Genomic DNA, 26,163 nt, shown 5'->3' with positions numbered 1-26,163 from the left:
GACGGCTTGATAAAGTCGGGGCGCGTCCCCGGTGGCATTTTCGGTTGTCACAGGTAGAAAGTGTCCCCTACCGGGGACGCTTTCTCATACTTTGTGTCAGGCCGTCAGGAAGACGTACTCGTCCATCAGCGTCCAAGATGACAGCCCCTGACCATTGAAACGGTGTTTATGGAGATCAGCCGCGAGCGCGGCGATGCCCCGGCCCAGGAAGCGCGGCGTCTCGGACGCCCGGAAGTTGGGATCACGATCCTCGCGCCAGTTGTCTATAGTCAGGCCCTTGGCCGCCAGCATTTCCTCGCTGCAAAGATAACCCGGCGTGACACTGACGCTGGTGATGGCACGTGAGTCCGTCTTTAATTCCTCAGCCCAGGCGACGGCCAGGCGCATCACGCCTGTTTTGGTCAGGTCATAGGCCAGATTGCCCCGGTAGTTCCAGTCGTCGCCGTCCGTGACTTCCACGAGCAGCCCGCCCTATCGCAACAGCGGCAGCAGGTGGCGGGCGGTGACCACATGGCTCCACAGGCCCGCCTCCAACATGGCCCGCACCTTGCTTAAATCGAGTTCCCACGCCTTTTTGCCCCACTCGCTGAAGCGCTCTCCGCCCCAGATGTCGTTGACCAGGCAGTCCAGGCCGCCGAACTCGGCCCGCACCCGTTCGGCCAGCGCCCGCACCTCCGCTTCATTCAGGTGATCGCAGCGGATCGCTACGCCCACTCCCCCTACCGCCGTCACCAGCTCAGCACTTTCGTCGATGGTTTCTCTAGGTCTGTCCCAGTTCGCTGAGGCCCGCGCGAGTGCTGCGGCCCGTGCAGATGACAGTTGCGCCCAGCGCCCCGAGTTCCACGGCGATGCCCCGTCCCGCGCCACGGGTGGCTCCAGCAACCACGGCGATTTTTCCGCTCAGAGGGTCAGTCGTGTTCATGCTTTCTCCTATGGGATGAGGTTGAACCTTCAGTCCGTCCAGTGCGCCTCAGCGCCCAGCCGGGGCCAGATCGCGCAGCGCCCAGCGCAGGCCCCAGGCGGTTGCAAAGCCGGTGGCCGCCAGCAACAGCCAGGGCAGAGCAAGCAGGCCCACCCGCGCGCCGGTGTCCACCAGCCAGCCGCCCAGCACGCTGCCCAGCGCTCCACCCACGCCCAGGCTGATGGCGCTGAAACCGAAGTAACTGCCCACCTGATCGGCAGGGGCGAACCGGGCGGTCAAGGTCTGCTGGGTGGGATACACCAGCATGGTGCCCAGGCTGTACAGGGCCACGCACAGCAGCAATGCGCCAAAGGTGGAGGCCAGCGCCATCAGCCCCAGCGCCAGTCCCACCGCGCCCACCGCCAGCGTGAGCACCGTGCGGACGCGCAGGTACTGCTCGGCCAGGCGCAGCAGCGGGTATTGCAGCGCCACCGCCAGCCCCGCCGACACCGCGTACAGCGGCCCGGTGGCCTGCGGTCCCGCCAGCGCGATGGCCTTGAGGGTCACCGCCACGTTGATCTGCGTGCTGAGCAGAAAGTAGCCGATCAAGACCAGGGTGAAGCGGCGAAATGGTGCGTTGGCGGCGGCGGCCCGCAGTCCGGCCAGGACGCTGCCACGCGGGCGGCTGGGCGGGCGCACATGCGGCAGCGTCAGGCCCATCAGCGCGGCGGCCAGCAGGTACACGCACGCCGCCGCCAGGGCCGCCACCTGAAACCCCAGCCCCAGCAGCGCCGCCCCGATCAGTGGCCCGGTGACCATGCCCAGATTGCCCGATATGCTCGCCAGGCTGAACAGGCGCGTCCGGTGTTCGGGCTGCGTGACGGCAGTGATGGCCGCGTTCTTGGGCGCGTCGAACAGCCCGCCCCCGATCCCCGCCAGCAGCGCCGAGGCCAGCAGGACCGGAAAAGTGACACTGAAGGCCATCCAGGCAAAGCCCAGCGAACGCAGCACGCACCCGGCCAGGATCAGCGGCTTGGGGCCAATCCGGTCGGCCCACGCCCCGCCCAGCACGGTCAGGCCCTGCTGCGTCAGTTGCCGCAGCCCCAGCACCAGCCCCACGCTGGCCGCCGCCCAGCCCAGACCGCCAGACGCCATGGACCCCGCAAAATGCACCGTGACCAGCCGAATCACCGCGAAAAAGCCGCCCCACATCAAGAAGTTGGAGACGATCAATCCCAGTTGTGCCGCCGACAACCGCAGTGGTGGAGGCTGAACAGGAGTCGGAGGCGGCGCAGCGACAGTCACGCTGGCCCGGCCCATCCCCTCAGATGGACCCCTCGAAACGGTCCCGGTAAATCACGTAGGCCAGCCCCAGCGTCGCCAGCGTGCTGACCAGACTGCTCAGGCCGTAGCTGATCAGCGGCAGGGTGATCCCGGTCAGCGGCAGCACGCCCAGCGCCGCGCCGATATTTTCCAGCGCCTGAAACCCCACCTGCCCCAGCACGCCCGCAAACAGAATCTGGTCCTGCAAGCGGGGCGAACCCGCCGCCATCCCGGCCAGTCCCCAGAACAGCAGCCCGTACAGCGCCAGCACGGCCAGGCCGCCCACCAGGCCCTGTTCCTCGGCCCAGGTACTGAAGGCAAAATCGGTGTGCGCCTCGGGCAAGAAGCCGTTGTGCGACTGGCTGCCCTGCTTGTAGCCCTTGCCCTGCACCCCGCCTGAACCCACCGCGATGGTGCTCTGAATCACCTGGTATCCGGCTCCGCGCGGGTCCTGATACGGGTCCAGAAAGATGGTCAGCCGCTTTTGCTGATACGGCTCCAGATGCGGATACAGCACGGTGGGGACGGCGGCCCCTGCCAACATCACGGCCAGCAGCGCGTGCCACCACGGAATGCGCGCGGCCAAGAGCATGATTCCGAAGATGACGCTCAGCACCAGCGCCCCGCCGATGTCCGACACGGCCACCAGTCCCACGGCGGGCAGGAAGACCGCGAAGGCCCGCAGGTAGGTCCTCAAGCCCTTGTACCCGGCGCGCAGGGCCACCGCCAGCATCAGGATCATGGCGAACTTCAGGATTTCCAGCGGCTGGAATTGCAGCGGGCCGATCTCGATCCAGTTGCGCTGACCGTTGACCTCGCGGCCAATCACGAAGGTGCTGGCCTGCAAGGCAAGGGCGGCCCCGTAGACCCACGGCGCAGCCCTGTAAATGCGGTCTCTGCCCGCCCACCACAGCAGCGCCAGCGGCACGGCGGCCAGGGCCACCCCAATCAGTTGCTTGGTAAAAATCCCTGCTGCTGCGCGGGACGACAGCGCGGCGGTGCTGACCGTCATCAGGCCCACCACCAGCAGCGCCGCGATGACCAGCGGAAAACGCAGATCGTACTTGAAGGCTTCCCTCACGCGCTCAGGCTACGGCACGCGGGGGCGTGGGTGGTGGGAACGGCGCGAGGCCCAAACGTGCCATTGAACCTTTGTGTTTCCAGCTCCGTAAAGCAGATACGCCCCCGCCATCCGGCCCCCTATTCAAAGGAGAGAACCATGCGTTATCTATTCATCCTGCCCGCCCTGCTGCTCGCCAGCGCCGTCGCTGCCCCGGTCAAATACGCCGTGACCGATCTGGACAACGTGAACGTGATGACCGCCGAGAACGAGACCGACATCGAGAACTTCACGGCCATCACCAACAAGATCAGCGGCACCGTGACCTTCGACGCGGCGGCGAAAATGGGCAGCGCCGATCTGACGGTGGACGGAGCCTCGATCAAGACCGGCGTGCCCGCGCGTGACAGCCACATGGTCAGCAAGGACTGGTTCAACTTCGCCGCCAATCCGGTCATCCGCTTCAAGACCACCCAGGTGTCCTGGGTCAGCGGCGACAACTACAAGGTCAGCGGCACCCTGACCATGAACGGCGTGACCAAACCGGTCAGCACCACCGCCCGCGTCAAGCTGACCCCCGCCAACGACGTGACCAAAGGGATGAAGATCCCCGGCGACGCGCTGGCCGTCTCGCTCAAAATGAACGTGTTGCTGAGCGATTACGGCGTGCAGCACCCGGCGATCAAGGCGGGACGTGTGGGGAATACCCTGCCGATCAGCCTCAAGTTCATTGCCTCCCAGCCGTAAGCATGGGCAGGGGAGGGAGGCATGGATAGAACCACCGTCCTAAGCAGGCTGGCCGCCGTCTGCGCCGTCCTGGCCGCCGTGGCCCTGGTGACCGGGCTGTGGCTCGGCGCGCAGGCCCAGCCGGTGCAACTGCTGCGCCCGGCCCCCGCCTCACAGGCCAGTCTTTTCGGGGATGAGGCCAGGGCACAGGGGCCGAGCGGCACCCGCATCGGCAGCCCGCAGGACCTGATCATCCGTAACCAGGCCGTTTTCCTGCCTGAAACCGGTGCGGACGGTCTGCGTTACGTGGACGAGCCGATGCTCACCGAACTGGGTCTGTACCCGCTACAACTCAAGACCGTGCGCCTGCTGAGCATCCTGACGGTGCTGGGGCTGCTGGCTCTGGCGGCGGCCTTCTGGCTGGGGGGGCGCTGGAGCCGCAAAGTGGCCCTGCGCGCCGCTGCGCCTGCCCCGAGCGAAAGAGCCTGAGGGGTTTTCAAGGGACCCGTCTCCCCTGCGGAGAGGGCTTTTTTATGGCTGATTCTGGATAGGGCGGGGGCGATGAATCCTATGGTTTCCTGATCCTCTCCGGCGTGCAGAGGGTGCCGCGTCAGCGGCGGGTGAGGCGTCTCCCTACGCCCGCCCACTCCGCAACTGCCGCGCCTCCTTCTCACCGCCGATGCAATGGGCCAGCGCCCACCGCGCCGCCGCCTCCACGTCGTACTCGGTGCGCTGAAAGGTCACGTTCCAGACCGGGCCGCGCCGTTCCAGCATGGCCCAGCGCGCCGCCGGATCGCCCTGAACCTGGCGGGAGACGGGGCCGACATTCACAAAGGTCACGCCGCACGCGCACGCGAACTGCTCGCGGTGGGTGTGGCCCACGACGACGACGCGCGCCTCCGGCCAGCCGGCCACCTGTTCCAGCAACCCGTCAGGCGTGGCCGCGCCTCCACCCGTACCCGCGAACAGGGCGTCCCAGGCGCTGTTCATCCCTCCGTGGGCCATCAAGAGTTCACCGCCCGCCGCCGCCGCCGTGGTGGGCAGGCGGCCCAGCACGCCGGGAACCTCGGGCGGAAGCTGCGCCACCACCCATTCGCGCCAGGCTTCCGAGCGCCCCCCGTGCCACCCGGCCACCGTTTCGTCGGTGTTGCCGCGCACGGTGGGCGGGGCGTGTTCCAGTTGCAACGCGTAGGCGCGGGCCGGGTCCGCGCCGCCCCAGACGGTATCGCCCAGGTTGTACACGGCGTCCGGCGAGGCGGCGCGGATACCAGCCAGCACCGCCTCCAGCGCGTAAGCGTTGCCGTGAACGTCGGAGAGGATGGCCAGGCGCATGGGATTCAGGGCTTGCTGCGGCCCTGCGCGTTCTCGTCGATGGGAATATTCGCCAGCAGCACCACCATGTCGCCGCGCTGCTCGATCTCGATGCTGCTCTGGCCAGTGGGGAAATACTTCCGCACCACTTCCAGCAGATCGTTTCTGAGGGCCTCGACCTTGCCGGGGGGAATCTGGGCGCGGTCATAGGCCAGCACCAGTTCCAGGCGGTCTTTCAGGGTTTCCTTGGTGCGCCCACGCTTGAGCCAGGAAAACATGTCAGGCCCCCCCGAACAGGCGGCGCAGGGCGGCCATGAATCCGCCCTCCACATCGAATTTGGGATACGGCACGTCTTCACCCTTCAGGCGGCGGGCGGTGGCCATGAACGCCTCGCCCGCGCGGGTCTTGCCCAGCACGGCGGGTTCGCCGATGTTGGTGGACACGATGATGCCCTCGTCCTCGGGCACCACGCCAATCGGCTTGACCCCCAGGATGTCCAGAATATCGGCCTCAGACAGCATGTTGCCGCTGGCGACCATCTTGGGCCGCAGACGGTTGATGACCAGCCGGATTTCATTAATCTGCTGCGCTTCCAGCAGCCCGATGATGCGGTCCGCGTCGCGCACGCTGGAGACTTCGGGGTTGACCACCACCAGCGCGCCCGTCGCCGGGGCGGCAGCCGTGCGAAAGCCCGACTCGATCCCGGCGGGCGAGTCGATCAGCACGCGGTCAAAGCCCTCGGTCTCGATCAGGCCGCGCACCACTTCCTTGAACACTTCAGGGTCCAGGGCATCTTTGTCGCGGGTCTGGCTGGCGGGCAGCAGGTGCAGGTTCTCGACGCGCTTGTCGCGAATCAGCGCCTGACTCATGCGGCATTTTCCCTCCAGCACGTCGATCAGGTCAAAGACCACCCGCGATTCCAGCCCCATCACCACGTCCAGATTTCGCAGGCCCACGTCCACGTCGATCACTACAACCTTCTCTCCCAGTTTGGCGAGAGCCGCTCCAATGTTCGCGGTGGTCGTGGTTTTGCCCACGCCACCCTTGCCCGACGTGACCACAATTACCTTGGCATCCATTGCCCGGCAGTGTAGCGCCTGTGACCCCTGGGCGTGGGCGGAGGGCTGGGCAGGGTGGGAGGTGGAAGCCGCTGGCATACTCGGGAGATGGTTTCCCATCCTCTGTCTCAGATGGCTCAGGTCATCACCATCGGCGGCGCGAACATGGACCTCAAGGTGCAGACGCTGGCCCCCGCCGTGCCCGGCACCAGCAATCCGGGCCGGGCCGCGCAGACCCCCGGCGGCGTGGCCCGCAACGTGGCCGAGAATCTGGCCCGGCTGGGCGTGCGCGTGGCCCTGCTCTCGGCGGTGGGAACGGACGTGCTAGGAGGCGATCTGATGCGGCTGGCGGCAGAGGCGGGCGTGGACGTGTCGCCCACGGTGCGCGTACCAGAACACGCCACGGGAACGTATACGGCGGTGCTGGACAGCGGCGGCGAGCTGCTGATCGCGGTGGCGGCGATGGGGATTACGAGCGCCCTGACCCCGGCGGTGGTGGCCGGGCACGCGGGCATGCTGGGTGGCGCAGCCTATGTCGTCGCGGATGGCAACCTGTCCCCTGAAACGCTCCTCGCCCTTCTGGTCCACACCGGCCAGAGTGAGACGCGGGTCATCTTCGAGCCGGTCAGCGTTCCCAAGGCGGCGCGGCTGCTGCCCGCGCTGGACAGTGGCCACGCGCCCTGGGCCGTCACGCCCAATCTGGCCGAACTCTCGGCGCTGGTGGGGGCCGAGGTGCCGGACACGGCTCCCACCATCCGCGAGGCGGCGCTGACCCTACACGGGCGCGGCGTGGACGTCGTGTGGGTGCGGCGCGGCGTGCGCGGCAGTCTGCTGTCGATATCACAGGAACTGTGGGAGCTGCCCGCCCTGAGCGCGGACGTGGTGGACGTGACCGGGGCCGGGGACGCCATGCTGGCCGGATTTCTGGCGGCGCTGCTGGATGGGCAGCCACTGCCAGATGCAGCGCGCGAAGCCCACGCGGCGGCGGCTCTGACCGTAGAAAGCGCGCAGACAGTGGTACCGGACCTGACGCGGGGGGCGGTGCGGGCACGGCTCCTGACCGGCACAGTCAGCGGGCTGACGTACCCTGTGGCCCATGACGCCCCACCCGATCCGTCCTGAAGTCGCCGCTCTGATGGACCTGACCCCCGAAGTCGCCGCCGCGCTGAAGGCGGGCAAGCCCGTGGTGGCGCTGGAAAGTACCATCATCAGCCACGGGATGCCGTACCCGCAGAACGTGGAAATGGCGCGCGGCGTGGAAGGGATCGTGCGCGACAACGGCGCGACGCCTGCCACCATCGCCGTGCTGGGTGGACGCCTGAAAGTGGGCCTGACGCCCGACGAACTGGAGAAATTAGCCACCGACAAGACCGTGCAGAAGATCAGCACCCGTGATCTGCCCGTGACCGTGGCGCTGGGGCAGCACGGTGCGACGACGGTGGCCGCCACCATGCGAATCGCGTCGCTGGCGGGTATCCGCGTGTTTGCCACGGGCGGCACCGGGGGCGTCCACCGGGGCGCGGGCAACACGATGGACATCAGCGCGGACCTGCTGGAGCTGGCGTGCACCGAGGTCTGCGTGGTCAGCGCGGGCGTCAAGAGCATCCTGGACATCGGCCTGACGCTGGAAGTGCTGGAAACCCAGGGCATTCCCGCCATCACGCTGGGCGCGGAGGAATTTCCCGCCTTCTATTCGCGCCGCAGCGGCTTTGCCTCACCCCTGAGCGTAAAAAATGAGGCCGAGGCCGCCCGCGTGCTGCACGTCAAATGGACCCTGGGCCTGGGCGGCGGCGTGCTGCTCGCCAACCCGGTTCCCGAGGACGCCGAGATTCCCGCTGAGGAGATGGCCGGGCAGATCGAGCAGGCCCTGTCGGACATGAACGCGCTAAGGCTGACCGGCAAGGACACCACGCCATATCTGCTGGGCCGCATCGTGGAAATGACCGGCGGGCGCAGCCTGGAAACGAATATCGCGCTGGTGCGGCACAACGCGGCGGTGGCGGCGCGGGTGGCCGTGGAGTACACGCGGCTGGGTCAGTAACCCCTCACCCGCTACTGGCGCGGCACCCTCCCCTCTGCCGAGAGGGTTGGGTGAGGCGGCTTTACACCCCTGCCGTCTGAACTGTCCTGCTTTCCGCCGCCAGCCGCAGCCCCTCGGCCCGGTCCGTCTGCTCCCAGGGAAATTCCGGGCGTCCAAAGTGGCCGTAGGCGGCGGTCTGGGCGTAGATCGGGCGCTGGAGGCCCAACTGCGCGATGATCGACTGCGGGCGGGCGTCGAAGTGGGCGCCCACCAGTTCGGCCAGCCGTTCGTCGCCCAGCGTGCCGGTGCCGTAGGTGTCCACCCGCAGGCTGACCGGATGGGCGCGGCCAATGGCGTAGGCCACCTCCACCAGCGCGCGGCGGGCCAGGCCAGCGGCCACCAGATTCTTGGCGATGTAGCGCGCGTAATACGCCGCCGAGCGGTCCACCTTGGTGGGGTCCTTGCCGCTAAACGCCCCGCCGCCGTGCGGCACCGCACCGCCGTAGGTGTCCACGATGATTTTGCGCCCGGTCAGGCCAGTGTCGCCGTGCGGCCCGCCGATCACAAAGCGCCCGCTGGGATTGATGAAGTAATTGGTGTCTGGGGTCAGCAGGGCGGCGGGAATCACCGCCCGGATGACGTGTTCCAGCATGTCCGCCCGGATCTGCTCCTGCGTGGCGTCCTCGTCGTGCTGGGTGCTGATGACGATGGTGTTCACGCTGACCGGGCCGCCCTCGTGCGGTTCGCCGTCGCGGACCACCGTCACCTGCGCCTTGGCGTCGGGGCGCAGATAGGTCAGGGTGCCGTCCTTGCGAAGCTGGGCAATCCGGCGCGTCAGCGCGTGCGCCAGGCTGATCGGCAGCGGCATCAGTTCCGGCGTCTCGTCGGTGGCGTAGCCGAACATCAGGCCCTGATCGCCCGCGCCGGTGCGGCTGTGGGCATTGGCGGGGTCCGCCTGCTGCTGCGGGGTCATCTCGCGCCATTCCTCGGAGGTGTCCACGCCCGCCCCGATCTCGGGGGACTGCTCGTGGATGGCCACCAGCACGGCGCTGTACTCGGCATCGAAGCCGTAGTTGGCGCGGGTGTAGCCCACCGTCTTGACCGCCTCGCGCACGGTTTTCTGGATGTCCACGTGGGCGGTCTCGGCGCGGACCTCGCCTGCCACCACGGCCATGCCGGTGGTCAGCAGCGTTTCCACCGCTACCCGGCTGCCCGGCTCCTGGCGCAGGAACTCATCCAGAATGCTGTCCGAGATGAAGTCCGCGAGCTTGTCCGGGTGACCTTCCGAAACCGATTCCGAGGTATAGAACTTTTGCATGGCTTTTCTCCTGTACGCGTCCGGGGAGGCGTCTCACAGAACGGCCTGGAGAGGGATGGCGCTGTGTGCCCGGATCACGGCCCCGCCCCCTGCCCGGAGCGCGGCAAGTGCAGGGTAACGCAAGGCGTGGGAGCAAAACGGGAGAAATTGTCCCCCCGCATTTCGCACCCTCCCCGCAGGCCGCATCCGCGAGAACGTGGGGACGCTCCTCCGCAGGCTCTGGCGCTAGACTGGCCGCCATATGGCAGGTCACAGCAAATGGTCCCAGATCAAGCGCAAGAAAGGCGCGAACGACAAGAAGCGCAGCGCGATGTACAGCAAGCACATCCGCGCCATCGGGGCGGCGGTCCGTTCGGGCGGCGGCGGTGACCCGGCGGGCAACCTGTCCCTGAAGAATGCCATCGCGGCGGCCAAGACCGATACCGTGCCGGTGGACAACATCGACAACGCCATCAAGCGGGCGCTGGGCGCGGACGCCGGGGCCGCCGAGTTCAAGGAAGTGACCTACGAGGGCTACGGCCCCGGCGGCACGGCCATCTTCATTGAAACCCTGACCGACAACGTCAACCGCACCGTGGCCGACATCCGTGCGGTGTTCAACAAGCGCGGCGGTAGCCTGGGCACCAGCGGCAGCGTGGCCTGGCAGTTCGAGAAAAAGGGCGTGCTGCTGCTGCGCGATACCGCCGAGACGGTGCAGGAAATCGCCATCGAGCACGGCGCGGAAGACATCCTGGAGTCCGAGGAAGGGCTGGAAATCAGCACCGGACCCACCGACCTCTACGCCGTGCAGGAGGCCCTGAGCGGCGCGGGCTACGAGATCGAGAGCGCGGCCCTGACCATGATTCCCAGCAACATGGTGGCGGTGGAGGGCGGCGACGCCAGAAAGCTGCTGGCCGTCATCGACGCCCTGGAAGAACTGGACGACGTGCAAAACGTCTATTCCAACGCCGATCTGCCGGAGGACGAGGACGAGGAATAACTGGGCCTCGCCTCCTTCCAGACTGCCTCATGCGGATTCCGTTTGTTTCGGGCATGAATCGGGACAGCGCCGCCCTCGTCCACTCCACGTCCGGAACCCGCTGTTCTTCTGCTCGCGGTCTTGTCCAGAGCAGCGCCCATGAGGACGCCTGGACGCCCCCTCGGATGTCCAGGTGTTTTCAACACCTTTCAATCGGAGTTCGTATCAGGAGGAATCCATGCCCAACCGCGCCGTATCGGTGCTGGACTTCGTGACGGCGGTGCAGGCCAGCGTCGCCCAGGATTTTGGGAAAGAGAGCGGCGATCCCAACGCGCTGGTGGTCCAGCACATCGAGCTGAAACTCAAGACTGTGCTGTCTGAAAAGGCGGGCGGCGGCTTCGAGTGGCGGTTGCTGACGGCCACGGGCGAGGCGATAGACACCCAGACCCAGACCCTCTCGCTGTGCTGGGAGCGCAGGCCCTTAAACACCCTTGCCGCCACGGAGTCCCTGCCCGCAGACCTGCCGTATCAGCTCATCGCGGGCATGAACGCCCTGCGGATCGGGGCGGCGGAATGGACGCGGCTTTCCCCCGACCTGCCCTTCCAATCGGTGGGCGGGCAACTGGTCTTCGCGGTGGCGGTCAGGCAGGACGGCAGCCTGTACATCGGCAAATTCGGGGGCGGCGCGGGCCAGGAGCGGATGCACACCGTGACCCTGAAGCTGGCCCCGCTGACCTGAGCCGGACCGCTACAGCACCAGCGCCCGCGCGTTGCCCCCCAGCCGGTCCCACAGCGTAAAGGCCGCGCGTGCGCCGGGGCGAATGTGGCCCTCATCTTCCCAGCCTGCCGCCATCGCGGGGCCGCGCGTGTGTGCCCACAGCACGTCTTCCACCGTCATGGCCTCGGCAGGGGCCAGCCGCCCGCCGCCGTCGTCCACGCGGCTCACTGCGGCGGCAAAATTGGCGCGTGGATCGGGGGCGGCCACCGGGGCGTCGCTCCCAAAGGCCAGGATCGCCCCGGCGTCCATCAGCGATTTGAAGGCGTAACTGCCCTCCGCCAGATGCGGCATCAGCTCGCGGATCATGGGCGCGTCGGCCTGGAGGTGGATGGGCTGCACGCTGCACACCAATCCCTTGTGGCGCGGAACATCCTCGGGACGCAGGTGCTGCGAATGCTCGATTCTCAGGCGGATGCCCCGGGCGGCGGCGGCGGCGCGCAGATCGTCGTAGACGTTCAAGACCTCGGTGTTGGCGCGGTCCCCGATGGCGTGGGTCACGGGCGTCAGGCCCAGGGCAATGGCCTCCAGCCCGCGCTCGCGGATCAGCTCGGGCGGGTCCAGCGCGATCCCGGTGCCGGAGCCGTCGGCAAAACCGGGGGCGTGCAGCCAGGCGGTGCGGCTGCCCAGCGCGCCGTCGGCGAAGAACTTGACGCCGCCCCAGCCGAACAGTCCGCCGCTGCCGGAACCGAGGCCCAGGTCGCGGGCCGCGTCCAGGCGACTGTGCGGCAGGCAGGCCCAGATTCTCAGCGGCAGCTCGCCGCGCGCCGCCAGCGTTTGCAGGGCGCGGGGGGCCTGGGGGGGTTCGTAGGCCATCGTGTGCGTGCTGACGTACCCACGCGCGGCCAGATCGTCGGCCCCGGCCCGGGCAGCCGCCAGGTACTCGGCCTCGGTGGGTTCGGGCATCACGGCGGAGACCAGCGCGCTGGCGTGTTCCAGCAGGCAGCCCAGGGGGCGCACGATCTGGCCGCCTTCCGGGTCCGGGGTGGCCTCGGTGATTCCGGCGGCGCGCAGCGCGGCGCTGTTCACCCAGGTCATGTGGTGATCGCGCGAGTAGAGCTGAACCGGGTGATGCGGGCTGACCTCGTCCAGCACCCCCGCCGTGGGGTAGCCGCTGACGCCCAGCTCCGAGAGCAGGAAGCCGCCGCCGCGAATCCAGCTTCCGGCGGGCGTGTTCATCGCCACCTGTGCCACCCTGGCCTGCACCTCGGAGACGCTGCGCGCGCCGTGCAGGTTGATCTCGGACAGCGAGAAGCCGTAGGTGACCAGATGGGTGTGGGCGTCGCACAGGCCCGGCGTCAGGATCAGGTCGCGGTGGTCCAGCAGCCCGGCGCGCGGGGCGGTGGCCTGCAACTCTGCCAGCTCGCCCACCGCCAGCACGCGTCCGCCGCCCACCAGCACGGCCCCGGCCTGTGGCGTCTGCGGATCTTGCGTGATGACGGTGGCCTGGATGATGCTCAGAGGTTGGGTCATGGTCCGCAGAGTAATGCACGGGGGGCCGGAGTCCCTGGCGAGTGGCCCGCAGGTGTGCTCCGGGCTGGGCCGCCCACCCGGCCCGGAGCGGTTACCCGTCCAGCAGTCGCCGGGGCCAGGTCGGGGCAGACGTCCGGGCCTCTGGCCGCTTTGAAAGACGGAGGCGTGGTCAGTACACGGGGTTTTTTCTTCCCCTCCCGCAAAGAATGGCCCAGCGTCCCCTACCGCTCTTCGCACAGAGCATATTTGTACGGAGCCTATATGCATGGAGCCAATTTAGACGGAGCCAAGAAAACGCGTGGAACTTCGGCGAATGGACGGGGGCGAGCCAGATCAGAGCGCAGAATGCTCACCCGGCGCGGCAGCTCCTGTCATCCCCCAGCAGATCACCCCGACTTCTCGGGCCGCCATCGGTGAAATTCTGTCGATTTTCCTCCATGCGGCGCTGACCCTTACTGTTAGAATCGCCGATATGCCCCGCATCCTCGTGGTGGACGACGACGCTGCCATCCTTAAACTCGTCAGCGTGATCCTCAGCCGCGCCGGGCACGAGGTACGGACCAGCACCCATCCGGTCGAAGCGCTGGAACTGCTGAAGGTCTTTACCCCTGATCTGGTGATCAGCGACGTGGTGATGCCGTACATGACGGGCCTGGAATTTCTGGAAAAGCTGCGCGAACACGAGCAGCTCTCAGCCGTTCCCTTCATGCTGCTGAGCAGCCACGCCGAGCGCGGTGACGTGCGCCGGGGCATGAACCTGGGCGCGGACGACTACCTGCCCAAACCGTTTACCCCGCAGGACCTGACCACCACCATCGACGCCCGGTTGCGCCGCGCGGGCCTGAACGTGCAGGCCGAGGGCGGCATGCAGGCCAAGGCGCTGGGCACCGCGCAGGTGGTGTGGCAGGGCGCGGCGGTGTCGTGGGTCAGCCGCAAGGCGCTGGAACTGTTCTTCTTTCTCCTGGAACACAAAGAGGTCACCAGTTGGGAGGCCGCCGAGGCGCTGTGGCCGGAAAAGGACGAGGCCCGCGCCAGCTCGCTGTTCCACACCACCCTGCACCGCCTGCGCCGCAGCCTGAGCAGCGAGACGGTGGTCAGCGCCAACCGCCGCTACGCGCTGGCCGGGGACCTGAATCCCGAATACGACGTGTACCGCTTTGAGCTGCTGGCGACGCAGGCCGAACACGGCAGCCTGGGCCTGGAAGAAATGCGTGAACTGACCGGCCAGTACGGCACCTTTTTGCCCGGCGCGGACAGCCCCTGGGTCAACGACGTGCGCGCCCGGCTGGAGCACAAGCAGATGAGCGTGCTGAGCCTGGCCGCCCGCGCCGCCACCACGGGGGGCAATGCCAAGGACGCCGCCCAGTTCCACCAGCGCGCCCTGGCGATTGATCCCATGAGCGAGCTGGACTGGCAGGGCCTGGCCCGCGCCCTGGACACCATCGGCGATCCGCGCGCCCGCCTGGCCGCCCAGCGCGAGGCGTGGTGGGCTGTGGACCTGGACTGAGAACAGTGGTCTGGGCCAGGTGGTCTGGGCCAGCCGAGAGCCTGCTCCGAAACGGACGCTGACCCTTCAGGCTGGAGCCAGCGCAGGAGTGCCCGCTGTGCTGGGTGAATGAGGCGGTGCGCTGGCAGGACGCCCGGAAGTGATGACAGCGTTCAGTCAGTCGTGGGCCTTTGAAAGAACGTGCGAGGAAATGAGCGAGGTCAGAGAATGTCGTCCTGTAAGGCGAGATACCTGTGCCCGAAACTCTAATGTCTCAGATTCAGTGATACGGATTCCGGTCATTCAGTTATCTTTTGGGACAGCACCAAAAGCCAACACCATTCTGGAATCCGTACTTTTCCTTCTCCCGTCGGTCGGGTTTCGCAGTTATTTCATAACTGTTCAACCGGAATCCGTATGACTGCCCAACTTATTGAACGCTGTAACAAAACACCTGTTCCACTCAGCGCTCCCCCATCGCCTCCAGATCGGCGCGCGTGGGCGCGTAGGCCCCGGCGTGAGCGCAGGCGGCGGCGGCGGCCTTGAGGCCCAGGGCCAGATGTTCGGTCCACAGCCCCCCGGGGCGTTCGGTGGCCGACACCAGCAGCCCGGCGCACAGCGCGTCGCCCGCGCCCACCGTGTCGGCCACCTGCACGGGAAAGGCGGGCACGTCGGCCCGGCCCGCCGCGTGGTACAGCGACGCACCCTGAGCGCCCCGCGTGATCACAATCGGCGCGCGCGGATTCCAGCCGCGCAGCGTTTGCAGCGCCCCCGCCTCCGAGGTGCTGGGAAAGAAGAAGCCCAGGTCCTCATCGCTGAACTTCAGCAGGTCCGAGAGCCGCGCCACGCGTTCCATCACCGCCGGATATTCCGGATGGCTGTGGGTGATGCGGGCATTGGGATCGAAGCTGATTCTCACGCCTGCGGAGCGTGCCCCCCTGACCAGGGCCAGCAGCGTATCGGCCAGCGGCCAGCGGCTCAGGCTGATGCCGCCCACGTGCAGCCACTTGACTGCGCCCAGCCAGCCCTCCGGCAGCTTTGCGGGATCAAAGTGCAGGTCCGCGCTGTTCTCGCCCAGAAAGCGGTAGGCGGGCGGAGAGGCGCGGTATACCACGGCCATCAGCGTGGGGGCGTCCACCCGTTGCAAAAAGCGCAGGTCCAGCCCGGCCCCGGCAGAGGCACGCCAGAGGTCATCCCCGAAGTTGTCGTGGCCCACCGCTCCAGCAAAGGCGCTCGGCACGCCCAGGGCGGCGCAGGCCCGCGCCACGTTCCAGCCCGCGCCGCCCGGATGCGCCGTCCAGGCCGCGCCCCCGGCGGTCACCAGGTCAGTCAGGGCTTCTCCGGCGCTTACGATCAGGGGCAGTGATGGGGGTGACATAGATGACTGTGAGGCTAGCGCGGGAAGCAGGTTTAAAAGTCTGAACGTCTAAAGGGCTGAAAGCCGCCGCATCGGCTGGGTCAATGTCGCGCAGTTGAGACGCCCGGCCAGCTCCAGAAATTCGGCATCGTGGGCGGGGCTGGTCCAGGCCGGGGACTGGACCAGCAGCAGCGCCTGAACTTCCCTGGGAGGAGGCAGCGGCAGAGTACGGGTCAGGGTCACGCGGCCTAGCAGCTCCGGCAGCAGCAGCGGCTCCAGTTCGGCGCGGGTGCGGTCCAGATCGAAGCCCTCCGCCACCGGAAGGGCCGCGTGCCACGGCGGGTACAGGCAGGTATACCGCCGAATCAGGCCCGCGCGCAGGCCCAGGCCCGCCCAGTTGCCGGGGCGCACGCGCGCAGCGTCCCCACTGAAGCTGGCGAGGTCATGGTGGGAGTCGATGTTCAGCACGTCCTGACCCGGAAACCGTTCCAGCCACGCCCAGGCGTCCGCGTGACTGAGGGCCACAAATGCAGGCATCCCGGCGTACTGGGCCAACTCCTGCCAGCCGGAATACAGGGGGAAATCCTCCTCCAGCGCGGCCCAGTCCTGGCCACCGCGTTTCTGGACCCGCCCTCGCCAGGCGTCGAGCCGGTCATGTGCGAGGTCGCGCGTTCCCCAAATCGGCGCGTCGAACACCAACTCGCGCGTGCCGGAATAGGCGTCCCAATCAATGCTGAGGAGCATAGGACCGGACGCAACACGCATTGTTTGGAGATGACCGACCGCATTCCACCAACATACTCAAACGCCGCCCCAGCGCATCTCTACATACGCGGGCCGAGACCGGAAGCCCAGGCGTTCATTCAGCGCCAGCATGGGCAGATTGGTGGTGGCATTCCCGGTCCAGACCTCGCGTGCGCCGTGCTGCTGCGCCACGCGTAACGCAGCTATTTTGAGGGCCAGCGCCAGCCCACGCCGCCGCCACGCCCGCCGCGTTCCCGTCAGGCCCGTGTCCAGCCGCGCGGGGTCCGTACCCTTGCGTTCCAGCTCCGACAGGGCCACTACCTCGCCCGCGTCCGTGACAGCCAGCAGGATGCCTTTGGGGAAGAAGTGGGGGGCATTCAGCAGGTGGCTGCGAAAATCCTCCAGGGTGTGCGGTGTGGGCGGCGAGGAGCGCGGCACGTCCTCCCGGACCTCGGCAAAGGCGGCGTGAAAGGCGGTGATGGCCGCGTCCATGCCCAGCTCTGCGGCCAGTTCGGCCAGCGAGAGGGCGCGGACCCCTTCGGGCAATTTGGCTTCCTCTGCCCAGGCCAGGGCGTCAAATTCCGCCAGTCTCAGCACGTTGTCAAAGTAGCGCAGCGTCTCGGAAAAGCCGCGCCGGGACAGGAATTCCACCGCCCACGGCTCCTCCTCGTATGCGCCGGAGAGGAGTTCACGCGCCCCGCGCCCACGCAGATGGGCTTCCAGCGTCCCGGCCAGCGCCTGCCCCACGCCGCGCTGCCCATACTGAGGCGGAACAAGAACCTCGGCCCAGTAGCGGTCCGGGTGGTACATGCCGGGCACCTGGAGGGTCAGTGCCATGCCCACCGGCTGCCCGCCTTCCTCGGCCAGCCACTGCGCCACGTGCAGCCCCAGCAGATGCCCGCGCAACTCGCCGATCTCATGCGCCCACGTTTGTGGCGTGATCGGGTGACGCGGATTGGCCCCGCTCATCAACCCGGCCAGCGCGGGGAAATCGGCGTCGGTGGCCGAGCGAATGCTGAGACTCACCCGTGCTCGACTCACACGTCCTCCAGCTTGAGTTCGTAGCGCAGGCTGCGGGAATGCCGCACGAAGCCCAGCGCCTCGTTCATGCCGAGCATCGCCACGTTGGGCGGGTCGTTGAAGGTGCGGATCTCGCCGCCGCCCAGGGCGTGCAGGGCGCGCATGGCCGCCACCTTCAGCGCCTTGGCAATGCCCTTGCCCCGGTCCGCTCGCTTGACCCCGGTCATGCCGATGTAGTAAAAGCCCGACGGATTGCGCCCCAGCGTGCTGTAGCCGATGTACGGGCCGGTGAGCGGGTCATTCAACTCAGGACGGACGGCGACGAAGGACAGGTCCGGGGCCAGCGTGGGGTCTTCCAGCTCCTGTTTCGCCCAGACTTCCAGCGGACGTTTGGTCAATGTCTCGCCCATCGGCACGTCCTGAAACAGTTCCCAGTCCAGTTCCCACAGCCAGCGGTTGCGCTCTGGCTCGGCCCTGAGTTCAGTCAGCGAGCGAAACTCCACGCCGTCTGCGGCCACCGACGCCAGCAGGTCGTCGAAGCGCGCGAGGTCCGTGGCCCGGGTGTCGAGCCGCGATTCGTAGCGCTCCCAGACCACCGCGAAGCCGCGCTTCTCCACAAAAGCCCGGCCCGGCGCGTCCGTCTGTTCGTCGCTGATCATGGTGCGGACCTCGCGCGCTCCGCGCCCACGCACCCGGCGCAGCAACCCGTCGTACAGCGCCGTGCCGACGCCCTGCCCGCGAACATCCGGGTGAACGGCCAAGTTGCCGAAATAACGCCATTCCTCAAAGGCAAAATCGTCGTGACCGATGCCGCCCGCGCCCACTATGCGCCCGCCCAGCTCGGCCACCAGTTGGGTGTTGAACAGCGCCGGATCGCGCGCCTCGTCCCAGGTCCGCAGGAGTTCGGGCGTCACCGGCCAGGCGGGGTTGCTGGCGTTCAGCACGTCGGCGAGGGCCGGGTAGTCCTGCGGCTTACGCGGTTCGCGCAGGGTCAGGCTGGAAGCGGGGGCGTTCATGCTTCCATCCTGCTCTGCCGCCGTCCGTCCGCGCATCCGCCAGCACGCTTATGCTGAGGGGTGTGAGTGATTCCCAGAGCGCCCAGAACCTGAAACTCCTGCTGATCGTTCCCCACCCCGACGACGAGGTGTACGGCGCGTCGGGAACGCTGATGAACCTGCTAGAAAGCGGCCACCGCTGCGGCCTGGTCACCCTGACACGCGGCGAGGCGGGCCGCACCCTGGGGCTGGCCGAGGGACCGGAGGAACTGGCCCGCATGCGCGCCGTGGAACTGGCCGCCTGCCTGGAAGTGATCGGCCTGACCACCACCCCCGGCAGTGTTCACGAGCAGCACGCCTTTCCCGACAAGTACTTAAAGGATCAGCCTCTAGAGGCGCTGGTGGAAGTGGCCCGCGAGGCTATGACCCGCCACCGCCCCGAAACCGTGCTGAGCTTTCCGCCCAACGGCAGCAACGGCCACCCGGACCACGTGACCACCCACCGCGCCGTGAAGGCCGCCTGGGACAGCCTGCCGGAAAATGACCGCCCGGTTCTGTGGTACTACGCCAGCGACACGCCCCCCGAAAACGAGGAGTTGCGCGCCGAGTGGCTGCCGCCGAACATCCGCCATGACGTGACGGCGCGGATTGCCCGCAAATTGCAGGCCATCGCCTGCCACCGTACCCAGGCGCTGAGTACCGTGGACTTTATCCGCAAGTTCCCGGAGCGGATCACGCTGGAAACATTCTATGCAGTGGAGTGAAGGGAGCATTCCCGGACACCTTGCCGGGTTCGTAAGGGTCTGACTGAAGCCCCGGCGTCCCGCACGCCCGGACGCACTCCCCCCCACTCGGCTACCATTTTGGGGTGACCCAGACCCCCGAAAACCCGCCAGAGCCGACGCTGAGGCGCACGCCGCTGCACGCCGCCCACCTGCGGGCTGGGGCACGAATGGTGCCGTTCGGCGGCTGGGACATGCCCGTGCAATACGCGGGCCTCAAGACCGAACACGACGCGGTGAGAACCTCGGCGGGCATGTTCGACGTCTCGCACATGGGTGAATTCCGCGTGACCGGGCCGGACGCGCTGGCCTTTTTGCAGGGCGTGACCACCAATGACGTGGGCAAGCTGCGCCCGGGACGCGCCCACTACAACTGGCTGCCGGGCGAATCGGGCGGGCTGATCGACGACATCTATATCTACATGGTGGCCGATGGCGAATACCTGATGGTGGTCAATGCCAGCAACATCGACAAGGACTGGGCGCATCTGCAAAAGCACACGGCGGGCCATGACGTGAACCTGTCCAACGAGTCGGATCAATGGGCGCTGCTGGCCGTGCAGGGGCCGAAGACGGCGGAACTGTTGCAACCCTTCAGCGACACCGATCTGGCGGCCAAAAAGAAGAACGCCTACTTTTCCGCCAAGCTGTTCGGCTTCGACGTGATGCTCGCCCGCACCGGGTACACCGGGGAAGACGGCTTTGAAGTCTTCGTGGACGCCTCCGAGGCCGAGGCGCTGTGGGACAGGCTGCTCGCCATCGGCATCACCCCGGCTGGCCTGGGCGCACGCGACACGCTGCGGCTGGAAGCCGGGTTCCCGCTGTACGGCCACGAATTCAGCGACACCATCCACCCGCTGAGCAGCAGCTACACCTGGGTGGTCAAGGACAAGGAACACCTGGGCCGCGCCCACATCACCGCCGCGCCGCCGCAGAAGCTGATTGGCCTGAAGCTGGAGCGCGTGCCGGTGCGCGAGGGCTATCCCGTCTACGCGGACGGCGTGCAGGTTGGCCCCCCTATTGGCTATGTGACCAGCGGCAGCAGCAGCCCCACGCTAGGCCACCCGATTGCAATGGCATTGGTGGACGCTGCCCACGCCGAGGCGGACCGCTTTGAAGTAGAGGTGCGCGGCAAGCGGCACGCGGCAGAGCGAATTGGCCTGCCGTTCTACCGGGGCGCGTAAACATACAGCACGTTCTATTCCCTACAGTCCCCCACCCCTTTTCCACAGGAGAATCAACCATGAAGACCCTCTCTGAACTGAAGTACGCCGCCTCGCACGAGTGGCTTTCCCCCGACGGCACCGTGGGCATTTCCGACTTCGCGCAGGATCAACTGGGCGACGTGGTGTACGTGGAGCTGCCCGAGGTGGGCCGCGAGGTCAGCGCGGGCGACACGGTGGCCGTGGTGGAATCGGTCAAGACCGCCAGCGACATCTACGCCCCGGCCAGCGGCACAGTCACTGCCGTCAACGACGAGCTGAACGGCAGCCCCGAGAAAGTCAACGAGTCGCCCTATGAAGGCGGCTGGCTGTTCAAGATGGACGTGACCGAGGCCAGCGCGGATTTGATGGACGCCGAGAAGTACGCGGAGACGGCAGAGGGGTAAAGCCGCCGACGGCATGAGCAAAGTGGATGCATTGAAAAATGATGGTCTTCAGTCTGCTTCTGTGGACGCTGCCGTTAAACGCATTCTGATCACCGGCATGTCAGGCACGGGCAAGACCACCGCCATCGAGCATTTGCAGGCGCACGGCTTCGAGGCCGTGGAAACGGATGTGGGTGGCTGGTGCGAGTGGGGTGTCCAGCCAGGTGACACTGAATCGGGCTGGCTCTGGAACGAGACCAGGATGCGCGACCTCCTGGCCGCTCCACGTTCAGGGCCTCTGTTTGTCAGTGGATGCGTGTCCAACCAGGGCCGCTTTTACCCGCTGTTTGACCGTGTGGTGCTGTTCACCGCGCCCACTGAGGTCATTCTTGAGCGGGTCAAAAGGCGCACCAATAACCCTTACGGCAAGACTGCCGCTGACCAACAAGAGATTCTGGAATACATCGATACCGTGGAACCGCTGCTGCGGCGCGGCGCGGATGTGGAATTGAATACCGCCTCTCTGAGCGCTGAAACCATTACTCGCCGTCTGATCGAACTGACCCAATCCCTCTAATCCTTGAAGGAGTCTTCTCATGTCCCCCATGCGTCCCCTATCCGAACTACTGAACACCAACGACTTCACCCGCCGCCACATCGGCCCCAGCGAGGGGGAGCAGGCGCAGATGCTGGACGCGCTGGGCGTCGCCAGTCTGGACGAGCTGATCGAGACCACGTTGCCCGAAGCCATCCAGTTTCACGGCGAGCTGACGGCGGGGCCGGGCGTCACCGAGGCGCAGGCGCTGGCCGATCTGAAGGCGGTGGCGCAGAAGAACAGGGTGTTCCGCAGTTACATCGGGATGGGGTACGCGGGGACGCACACGCCGGGGGTCATCGGGCGCAACATGCTGGAGAATCCGGGTTGGTACACGGCCTACACGCCGTACCAGGCCGAGATCTCGCAGGGGCGGCTGGAAATGCTGCTGAACTTTCAGCAGATGGTGATGGACTTGACCGGCATGCCCGTATCCAACGCCAGCCTGCTGGACGAGGCGACGGCGGCAGCCGAGGCGATGACTCTTTCCAAGCGCCAGGGCAAGAGCAAGGGCAACGTGTTCTTCGTGGCCGACGACGTTCACCCGCAGACGCTGGGTGTGATCAAGACCCGCGCCGAGTATTTCGGGTTCGAGGTGGTCATGGGCGATCCGTCCGGCGAGTTGCCCGAAGGCGTGTTCGGCGTGCTGGCACAGTATCCGGGCACCTACGGCGACTTGCGTGACCTCTCCCCAATTGCCGAGAAGATCCACGCGGCGGGAGCGGCGCTGATCGTGGCAACCGACTTGCTGGCCTGCGCCCTGGTGACGCCCCCCGGTGAGCAGGGCGCGGACATCGTGGTGGGCAGCGCCCAGCGTTTTGGCGTGCCGATGGGCTTCGGCGGGCCGCACGCGGCGTTCCTGGCGTGCCAGAAGGGCTTTGAGCGTTCCATGCCGGGCCGCGTGATCGGCGTGAGCAAGGACAGCAGGGGCAAGACTGCCCTGCGGATGGCGATGCAGACGCGCGAGCAGCACATCCGGCGCGAGAAGGCCACCTCCAACATCTGCACGGCGCAGGCGCTGCTGGCGAATATGGCGGGGGCGTTTGCCGTGTACCACGGGCCGGAAGGCGTCCGCACCATTGCCGAGCGCACGCACCGCATGGCCGGGATTCTGGCAAAGGCGCTGAGCGACGCGGGAATGACCGTCAACGACAGCTTCTTCGACACGCTGACCTTCACGGGCGACAGCGCGGCCATCCGGGAGCGGGCCGAGGCGAAGGGCATCAACTTCCGGTACGACGGCGAACGCATCGGCGTCACGCTGGATGAGACGGTCACGCCCGCTGACCTCTCCGACATCATTGAAGTCATCACCGGAAAAGCGGTGGATGTGCTGGCACTGGATTCGCAGGCCACGGACGGCATTCCCGGCAACCTCAAGCGAACCTCCGACTACCTGACGCATCCCACGTTCAACACACACCACAGCGAACACGCCATGCTGCGGTACCTCAAGACGCTGGAGAACAAGGATTACAGCCTGACGCACGGCATGATTCCGCTGGGCAGTTGCACCATGAAGCTGAACGCCACCGCCGAGATGATCCCGGTGACGTGGCCCGAATTTGGCGCGCTGCACCCGTTTGCGCCCGTCAATCAGACCGAGGGCTACACGCAGATGCTGACCGAGCTGGAAGGCTGGCTGGCCGATATCACGGGCTACGACGCCGTGAGCCTTCAGCCCAACAGCGGCGCACAGGGCGAGTACGCCGGGCTGCTGACCATCCGCAAGTACCACGAGAGCCGGGGTGATAGCCACCGCACGGTCTGCCTGATTCCGGCCAGCGCGCACGGCACCAACCCCGCCAGCGCCGCCATGATGGGCATGAGCGTGGTGGTGGTCAGGACCGACGCCGAGGGCAACATCGACTTTGATGACCTGAAGGCCAAGGCCGAGCAGCACAGCGAGAATCTGGGCGCACTGATGATCACCTACCCCAGCACGCACGGCGTCTACGAGGCCAACGTCACGGAAGTCTGTGACCTGATCCACCAGCACGGCGGGCAGGTGTATCTGGACGGCGCGAACATGAACGCGCTGGTGGGCGTCGCCAAGCCGGGGCTGATCGGCAGCGACGTCTCGCACCTGAATCTGCACAAGACCTTTGCCATTCCGCACGGCGGCGGCGGGCCGGGCATGGGGCCGATTGGGGTCAGGGCGCATCTGGCACCGTTCCTGCCCAACCATTCCGTGGTGCCCACCAACGACAGCGACACCGGGGCCGTGAGCGCCGCGCCGTATGGCAGCGCCAGCATTCTGCCGATTTCATACCTGTACATCCGGCTGCTGGGGGCCAGGGGCCTGCGCGAAAGCACGGGCGTGGCGCTGCTGAACGCCAATTACATCGCACAGAGGCTGGCGGGCGCGTACCCGATTCTGTACAGCGGGCGCAATGGGCGGATCGCGCACGAGTGCATCCTTGACATCCGGCCCCTGAAGGCCGACAGCGGCATCAGCGAGGAGGACATCGCCAAGCGGCTGATGGACTACGGCTTCCACGCCCCCACCATGAGTTTCCCGGTTCCCGGCACGCTGATGATCGAACCCACCGAGAGCGAGCCGAAGGCGGAGTTGGACCGCTTTATCGCCGCCATGCTGGGCATCCGCCGCGAGATTCAGGAAGTGCAGGACGGACTGATTAAAGCCGAAGACAGCCCGCTGAAGCACGCGCCGCATACGCAGGAAGACCTGCTACAGGCCGAGTGGAACCGGGCCTACAGCCGCGAAGTGGGGGCCTTCCCCAGCACCGCGCAGAAGCAGTGGAAATACTGGCCTTCTGTGAATAGGGTGGACAACGTGTACGGCGACAGGAATTTCGTGTGTAGCTGCCCGCCAATGGAGGATTGGGTAGGGGCGTAAACGGCCAGAAATAGAAAAGGGGCAGCTTTCATTCTGGAGGCTGCCCCTAAAGCTCTCACTGAATATCGGCCTCCTCAAATAGAGGCATTTGATTTCCGAACGCGCGATTAAAATGTCGCATAAACGTTGACCAGTCGGGCGAAATACGCATGAGCATCGTGACGCTGGCAACCTGCTTCTCAAGATGGCTATTGCCAATATTCGCAGTCAAGTACTGGTGATGCTTGTCTTTCCTGTACCCCTTATCGGTCACAGGATTTTTCTCTCTCAATTCACTCAAAACACCTTTTGGGAGATGTTCGTAAATTAGTTGGTTAGTTAGCTTTCCTACATATTTTGGCCGCTTAACAGACATTGGCGACATTCGCCAGCCTCTAAGCCTAAAAAGCTCCTTATAAAATTCATCCGGAAATCTCTTTGACCAGGGAAGCAACTCCTTAGCCACATAGGCTTCAAGAATTTTATGCAATTCATATCTAGCCCGTTCTTCCTGATATCCTGTCGCCTCATCTACAAGCGCGACGATACCAATTTTCGCAAATGACCTAACGAGTGCTTCACAATACTCAGCGTAACGGTATTCTTGTTCACTGTGTAAGTCGCCACTTTCACGAGCTTCTAGAATTGCCTCGCAAATATCCAATAGAACGGTAGCTTCATATCCTGTTGCATAACCGTACTCATTTTTTAACGTACCCTTACCAATAAATTTAATAGGCTCAGATATATTTTCTGATGCCTCTTCAGATAAATATCTAGTAATCTTAGACATTCCAAGAATTCTTTTTGCACCGACACTTCTACCCTTCATTCCAATTGCATCAGTTAATCCACGTCCCGAGATCACCCTCCTGCCATCTTTCAGAACGAAGCATTTAATTTTTGCGCCATCTTTGCCGAGAACCAAAGTCCCAAAATGGGTTGATTCTGCTACCGCCTCTAGACTATTCATGGTAAACCTCCGTTAATTATGATGGCATTGATTTGCATTCTGTACTCCACTTCCTGCGAAGATAACTTCATCTTAATTCTTGCAGCAGTTTTATTAGACACTTTGAGCAAATTTGCTAATTTTCTAATTGATAATTTTGGATTTTTATCCAATTCTGAAGCAGCCAATGACCAAATGGGCAAGCTCAAATGAGTCCGATGAGCAATTGTGCCAGTGGTGGCACTGAACGCTGTAAAGCACGAATAGCACTGGAATCTCTTGCCATCCTTATGCGCGGTAGCTCGTTGAGAACCGCAATACGGACAGCGGGGATGGCCTTTCCAGAACGCCTCAGCAAAACTACTCACTGTCTCCTCCTACGCTTGAACTGTAGCAACTGAGAAGAATTTAATCCTCAGCGTAAGAAAATTCATTATCGTAAAGGTACACAATTATTCTACGTGTCCAGCAATTAGCACTCCCAGCTTCAGCTCAGGCACGCGCGAACTTGGCTGGGTGGGTTGGGGAGGTGGGGATTATTGATCACGGCGTAAATACAGCCTGATACTCTAATGGCATGGCCGAATGGCAACCTTCACGGTATTCCCGCGCCCAGCTTGAGGAACGCCGACTGGCCGCTGCCGAATGGCTTCAACGCGGCACCCAGACGCACCGCGAGATTGCCGAACATTTTGGCGTGTCTGTCCTCACCGTCACCACTTGGAGCGCCCGGCTCAAAAAGATCGGCACGCTGCAGGCCACCGTCGCTCCAGGACGTCCATCACGTCTGACCTCCAGCCAACTCGAGCAGCTTCGCACCCTCCTGCGGGAGGGTGCGCCGCAGCATGGCTTTCCCGATGATACGTGGACAACCCGCCGGG

Annotated in this window: 28 protein-coding genes and 1 pseudogene; 13 read left to right on the top strand and 16 right to left on the bottom strand. The window is 65.5% G+C overall.

What is annotated here, in order from left to right:
• Positions 1–96: 96 nt before the first annotated feature.
• From Q322_RS24620 to Q322_RS0115365, 5 genes are read right to left on the bottom strand one after another with little or no spacing between them, the layout of a single operon-like run.
• A complete protein-coding gene (locus Q322_RS24620) occupies positions 97–459 on the bottom strand; it encodes an SDR family oxidoreductase (protein WP_051668665.1) in 363 nt (120 codons plus the stop codon).
• Between the two features lie 12 nt (positions 460–471).
• Complete coding sequence (locus Q322_RS24615; RefSeq protein WP_051668664.1) at positions 472–714, bottom strand: SDR family oxidoreductase; 243 nt, start codon at positions 712–714, stop codon at positions 472–474.
• A gap of 46 nt (positions 715–760) precedes the next feature.
• Complete coding sequence (locus Q322_RS24610; protein ID WP_245593282.1) at positions 761–922, bottom strand: hypothetical protein; 162 nt, start codon at positions 920–922, stop codon at positions 761–763.
• Positions 923–970: 48 nt separating this feature from the next.
• Entirely contained in the window at positions 971–2,206 is a 1,236-nt protein-coding gene (locus Q322_RS0115370; protein WP_245593281.1) for an MFS transporter, read from the bottom strand.
• A 19-nt stretch (positions 2,207–2,225) separates the two neighbouring features.
• Complete coding sequence (locus tag Q322_RS0115365) at positions 2,226–3,305, bottom strand: FtsW/RodA/SpoVE family cell cycle protein (RefSeq protein WP_051668663.1); 1,080 nt, start codon at positions 3,303–3,305, stop codon at positions 2,226–2,228.
• Between the two features lie 138 nt (positions 3,306–3,443).
• Here Q322_RS0115365 and Q322_RS0115360 point away from each other — a divergent pair, with 138 nt between their 5' ends.
• Entirely contained in the window at positions 3,444–4,031 is a 588-nt protein-coding gene (locus tag Q322_RS0115360) for a YceI family protein (protein WP_029478785.1), read from the top strand.
• 21 nt (positions 4,032–4,052) lie between these two features.
• Entirely contained in the window at positions 4,053–4,499 is a 447-nt protein-coding gene (locus Q322_RS0115355) for a hypothetical protein (protein WP_029478784.1), read from the top strand.
• 144 nt (positions 4,500–4,643) lie between these two features.
• On the opposite strand, the gene Q322_RS0115350 is transcribed toward Q322_RS0115355, so the two are convergent.
• The 3 genes from Q322_RS0115350 to minD are packed head-to-tail and all read right to left on the bottom strand — an operon-like array spanning position 4,644 to position 6,401.
• Positions 4,644–5,342, bottom strand: coding sequence for a metallophosphoesterase family protein (locus tag Q322_RS0115350; RefSeq protein WP_029478783.1), 699 nt, complete (start codon positions 5,340–5,342; stop codon positions 4,644–4,646).
• 5 nt (positions 5,343–5,347) lie between these two features.
• Positions 5,348–5,599 carry a cell division topological specificity factor MinE gene (gene minE / locus Q322_RS0115345; RefSeq protein WP_029478782.1) on the bottom strand — a complete coding sequence of 84 codons (252 nt, stop codon included), beginning with the start codon at positions 5,597–5,599 and terminating at the stop codon, positions 5,348–5,350.
• A 1-nt stretch (position 5,600) separates the two neighbouring features.
• On the bottom strand, positions 5,601–6,401 hold the full coding sequence (gene minD, locus Q322_RS0115340; protein WP_029478781.1) for a septum site-determining protein MinD: 801 nt from the start codon (positions 6,399–6,401) through the stop codon (positions 5,601–5,603).
• Positions 6,402–6,488: 87 nt separating this feature from the next.
• Here minD and Q322_RS0115335 point away from each other — a divergent pair, with 87 nt between their 5' ends.
• Complete coding sequence (locus tag Q322_RS0115335; RefSeq protein ID WP_084148029.1) at positions 6,489–7,502, top strand: carbohydrate kinase family protein; 1,014 nt, start codon at positions 6,489–6,491, stop codon at positions 7,500–7,502.
• Positions 7,477–8,421 carry a pseudouridine-5'-phosphate glycosidase gene (locus Q322_RS0115330; RefSeq protein ID WP_029478779.1) on the top strand — a complete coding sequence of 315 codons (945 nt, stop codon included), beginning with the start codon at positions 7,477–7,479 and terminating at the stop codon, positions 8,419–8,421. Before Q322_RS0115335 ends, Q322_RS0115330 begins: the two co-directional genes overlap by 26 nt.
• A gap of 61 nt (positions 8,422–8,482) precedes the next feature.
• Here Q322_RS0115330 and metK read toward each other — a convergent pair whose 3' ends face one another.
• Complete coding sequence (gene metK / locus Q322_RS0115325; protein ID WP_029478778.1) at positions 8,483–9,718, bottom strand: methionine adenosyltransferase; 1,236 nt, start codon at positions 9,716–9,718, stop codon at positions 8,483–8,485.
• Positions 9,719–9,959: 241 nt separating this feature from the next.
• Here metK and Q322_RS0115320 point away from each other — a divergent pair, with 241 nt between their 5' ends.
• Together Q322_RS0115320 and Q322_RS0115315 are read left to right on the top strand one after the other, a co-directional pair.
• Entirely contained in the window at positions 9,960–10,697 is a 738-nt protein-coding gene (locus Q322_RS0115320; RefSeq protein WP_029478777.1) for a YebC/PmpR family DNA-binding transcriptional regulator, read from the top strand.
• Between the two features lie 217 nt (positions 10,698–10,914).
• Positions 10,915–11,415, top strand: a complete 501-nt coding sequence (locus Q322_RS0115315) for a trypco2 family protein (protein WP_029478776.1) — start codon at positions 10,915–10,917, stop codon at positions 11,413–11,415.
• Positions 11,416–11,424: 9 nt separating this feature from the next.
• On the opposite strand, the gene Q322_RS0115310 is transcribed toward Q322_RS0115315, so the two are convergent.
• Positions 11,425–12,924, bottom strand: coding sequence for an amidohydrolase (locus Q322_RS0115310; RefSeq protein WP_029478775.1), 1,500 nt, complete (start codon positions 12,922–12,924; stop codon positions 11,425–11,427).
• Between the two features lie 472 nt (positions 12,925–13,396).
• Here Q322_RS0115310 and Q322_RS0115305 point away from each other — a divergent pair, with 472 nt between their 5' ends.
• Positions 13,397–14,431: an AfsR/SARP family transcriptional regulator gene (locus Q322_RS0115305; RefSeq protein WP_029478774.1), complete on the top strand. Its 1,035-nt coding sequence runs from the start codon at positions 13,397–13,399 to the stop codon at positions 14,429–14,431.
• Between the two features lie 442 nt (positions 14,432–14,873).
• On the opposite strand, the gene Q322_RS0115300 is transcribed toward Q322_RS0115305, so the two are convergent.
• From Q322_RS0115300 to Q322_RS0115285, 4 genes are read right to left on the bottom strand one after another with little or no spacing between them, the layout of a single operon-like run.
• Entirely contained in the window at positions 14,874–15,788 is a 915-nt protein-coding gene (locus tag Q322_RS0115300; RefSeq protein ID WP_029478773.1) for a carbohydrate kinase family protein, read from the bottom strand.
• A gap of 48 nt (positions 15,789–15,836) precedes the next feature.
• Positions 15,837–16,511 carry a hypothetical protein gene (locus Q322_RS0115295; protein ID WP_029478772.1) on the bottom strand — a complete coding sequence of 225 codons (675 nt, stop codon included), beginning with the start codon at positions 16,509–16,511 and terminating at the stop codon, positions 15,837–15,839.
• A gap of 57 nt (positions 16,512–16,568) precedes the next feature.
• Entirely contained in the window at positions 16,569–17,552 is a 984-nt protein-coding gene (locus tag Q322_RS0115290; RefSeq protein WP_245593280.1) for a GNAT family N-acetyltransferase, read from the bottom strand.
• Entirely contained in the window at positions 17,549–18,547 is a 999-nt protein-coding gene (locus Q322_RS0115285; protein ID WP_029478770.1) for a GNAT family N-acetyltransferase, read from the bottom strand. Before Q322_RS0115285 ends, Q322_RS0115290 begins: the two co-directional genes overlap by 4 nt.
• Positions 18,548–18,609: 62 nt before the next feature.
• Here Q322_RS0115285 and Q322_RS0115280 point away from each other — a divergent pair, with 62 nt between their 5' ends.
• From Q322_RS0115280 to gcvP, 5 genes are all read left to right on the top strand, one after another.
• Positions 18,610–19,290 (top strand): PIG-L deacetylase family protein, encoded by a 681-nt coding sequence (locus Q322_RS0115280; RefSeq protein ID WP_029478769.1) that lies wholly within the window; start codon positions 18,610–18,612, stop codon positions 19,288–19,290.
• A 104-nt stretch (positions 19,291–19,394) separates the two neighbouring features.
• Complete coding sequence (gene gcvT / locus Q322_RS0115275) at positions 19,395–20,492, top strand: glycine cleavage system aminomethyltransferase GcvT (protein WP_029478768.1); 1,098 nt, start codon at positions 19,395–19,397, stop codon at positions 20,490–20,492.
• A gap of 59 nt (positions 20,493–20,551) precedes the next feature.
• Complete coding sequence (gene gcvH, locus Q322_RS0115270; protein WP_029478767.1) at positions 20,552–20,917, top strand: glycine cleavage system protein GcvH; 366 nt, start codon at positions 20,552–20,554, stop codon at positions 20,915–20,917.
• A gap of 13 nt (positions 20,918–20,930) precedes the next feature.
• Positions 20,931–21,473: an AAA family ATPase gene (locus tag Q322_RS0115265; protein WP_084148028.1), complete on the top strand. Its 543-nt coding sequence runs from the start codon at positions 20,931–20,933 to the stop codon at positions 21,471–21,473.
• A 28-nt stretch (positions 21,474–21,501) separates the two neighbouring features.
• Complete coding sequence (gcvP, locus tag Q322_RS0115260; RefSeq protein WP_029478765.1) at positions 21,502–24,351, top strand: aminomethyl-transferring glycine dehydrogenase; 2,850 nt, start codon at positions 21,502–21,504, stop codon at positions 24,349–24,351.
• 55 nt (positions 24,352–24,406) lie between these two features.
• On the opposite strand, the gene Q322_RS22615 is transcribed toward gcvP, so the two are convergent.
• Entirely contained in the window at positions 24,407–25,303 is an 897-nt protein-coding gene (locus Q322_RS22615) for a P63C domain-containing protein (RefSeq protein WP_029478764.1), read from the bottom strand.
• The gene (locus Q322_RS22610; protein ID WP_084148027.1) at positions 25,300–25,650 is read right to left on the bottom strand and encodes a transposase; all 351 of its coding nucleotides are present in this window, start codon (positions 25,648–25,650) and stop codon (positions 25,300–25,302) included. Before Q322_RS22610 ends, Q322_RS22615 begins: the two co-directional genes overlap by 4 nt.
• Positions 25,651–25,859: 209 nt before the next feature.
• Here Q322_RS22610 and Q322_RS23485 point away from each other — a divergent pair.
• Positions 25,860–26,163: pseudogene (locus Q322_RS23485) on the top strand (IS630 family transposase); the annotation flags it as partial.

The organism is Deinococcus frigens DSM 12807 (assembly GCF_000701425.1).
GTDB classification, from domain to species: Bacteria; Deinococcota; Deinococci; order Deinococcales; family Deinococcaceae; genus Deinococcus; species Deinococcus frigens.
Note: the sequence above shows the minus strand (reverse complement) of the source record. Positions and strands in the feature narration are given on the sequence as shown.

Bases quoted from the DNA above. Each gene is read 5' to 3' on its own strand.
- Q322_RS24610 (WP_245593282.1), bottom strand. From the start codon at position 922: ATGAACACGACTGACCCTCTGAGCGGAAAAATCGCCGTGGTTGCTGGA.
- Q322_RS0115360 (WP_029478785.1), top strand. From the start codon at position 3,444: ATGCGTTATCTATTCATCCTGCCCGCCCTGCTGCTCGCCAGCGCCGTC.
- Q322_RS0115355 (WP_029478784.1), top strand. From the start codon at position 4,053: ATGGATAGAACCACCGTCCTAAGCAGGCTGGCCGCCGTCTGCGCCGTC.
- Q322_RS0115350 (WP_029478783.1), bottom strand. From the start codon at position 5,342: ATGCGCCTGGCCATCCTCTCCGACGTTCACGGCAACGCTTACGCGCTG.
- minE (WP_029478782.1), bottom strand. From the start codon at position 5,599: ATGTTTTCCTGGCTCAAGCGTGGGCGCACCAAGGAAACCCTGAAAGAC.
- minD (WP_029478781.1), bottom strand. From the start codon at position 6,401: ATGGATGCCAAGGTAATTGTGGTCACGTCGGGCAAGGGTGGCGTGGGC.
- Q322_RS0115335 (WP_084148029.1), top strand. From the start codon at position 6,489: ATGGTTTCCCATCCTCTGTCTCAGATGGCTCAGGTCATCACCATCGGC.
- Q322_RS0115330 (WP_029478779.1), top strand. From the start codon at position 7,477: ATGACGCCCCACCCGATCCGTCCTGAAGTCGCCGCTCTGATGGACCTG.
- metK (WP_029478778.1), bottom strand. From the start codon at position 9,718: ATGCAAAAGTTCTATACCTCGGAATCGGTTTCGGAAGGTCACCCGGAC.
- Q322_RS0115320 (WP_029478777.1), top strand. From the start codon at position 9,960: ATGGCAGGTCACAGCAAATGGTCCCAGATCAAGCGCAAGAAAGGCGCG.
- Q322_RS0115315 (WP_029478776.1), top strand. From the start codon at position 10,915: ATGCCCAACCGCGCCGTATCGGTGCTGGACTTCGTGACGGCGGTGCAG.
- Q322_RS0115310 (WP_029478775.1), bottom strand. From the start codon at position 12,924: ATGACCCAACCTCTGAGCATCATCCAGGCCACCGTCATCACGCAAGAT.
- Q322_RS0115305 (WP_029478774.1), top strand. From the start codon at position 13,397: ATGCCCCGCATCCTCGTGGTGGACGACGACGCTGCCATCCTTAAACTC.
- Q322_RS0115300 (WP_029478773.1), bottom strand. From the start codon at position 15,788: ATGTCACCCCCATCACTGCCCCTGATCGTAAGCGCCGGAGAAGCCCTG.
- Q322_RS0115295 (WP_029478772.1), bottom strand. From the start codon at position 16,511: ATGCTCCTCAGCATTGATTGGGACGCCTATTCCGGCACGCGCGAGTTG.
- Q322_RS0115285 (WP_029478770.1), bottom strand. From the start codon at position 18,547: ATGAACGCCCCCGCTTCCAGCCTGACCCTGCGCGAACCGCGTAAGCCG.
- gcvH (WP_029478767.1), top strand. From the start codon at position 20,552: ATGAAGACCCTCTCTGAACTGAAGTACGCCGCCTCGCACGAGTGGCTT.
- Q322_RS0115265 (WP_084148028.1), top strand. From the start codon at position 20,931: ATGAGCAAAGTGGATGCATTGAAAAATGATGGTCTTCAGTCTGCTTCT.
- gcvP (WP_029478765.1), top strand. From the start codon at position 21,502: ATGCGTCCCCTATCCGAACTACTGAACACCAACGACTTCACCCGCCGC.
- Q322_RS22615 (WP_029478764.1), bottom strand. From the start codon at position 25,303: ATGAATAGTCTAGAGGCGGTAGCAGAATCAACCCATTTTGGGACTTTG.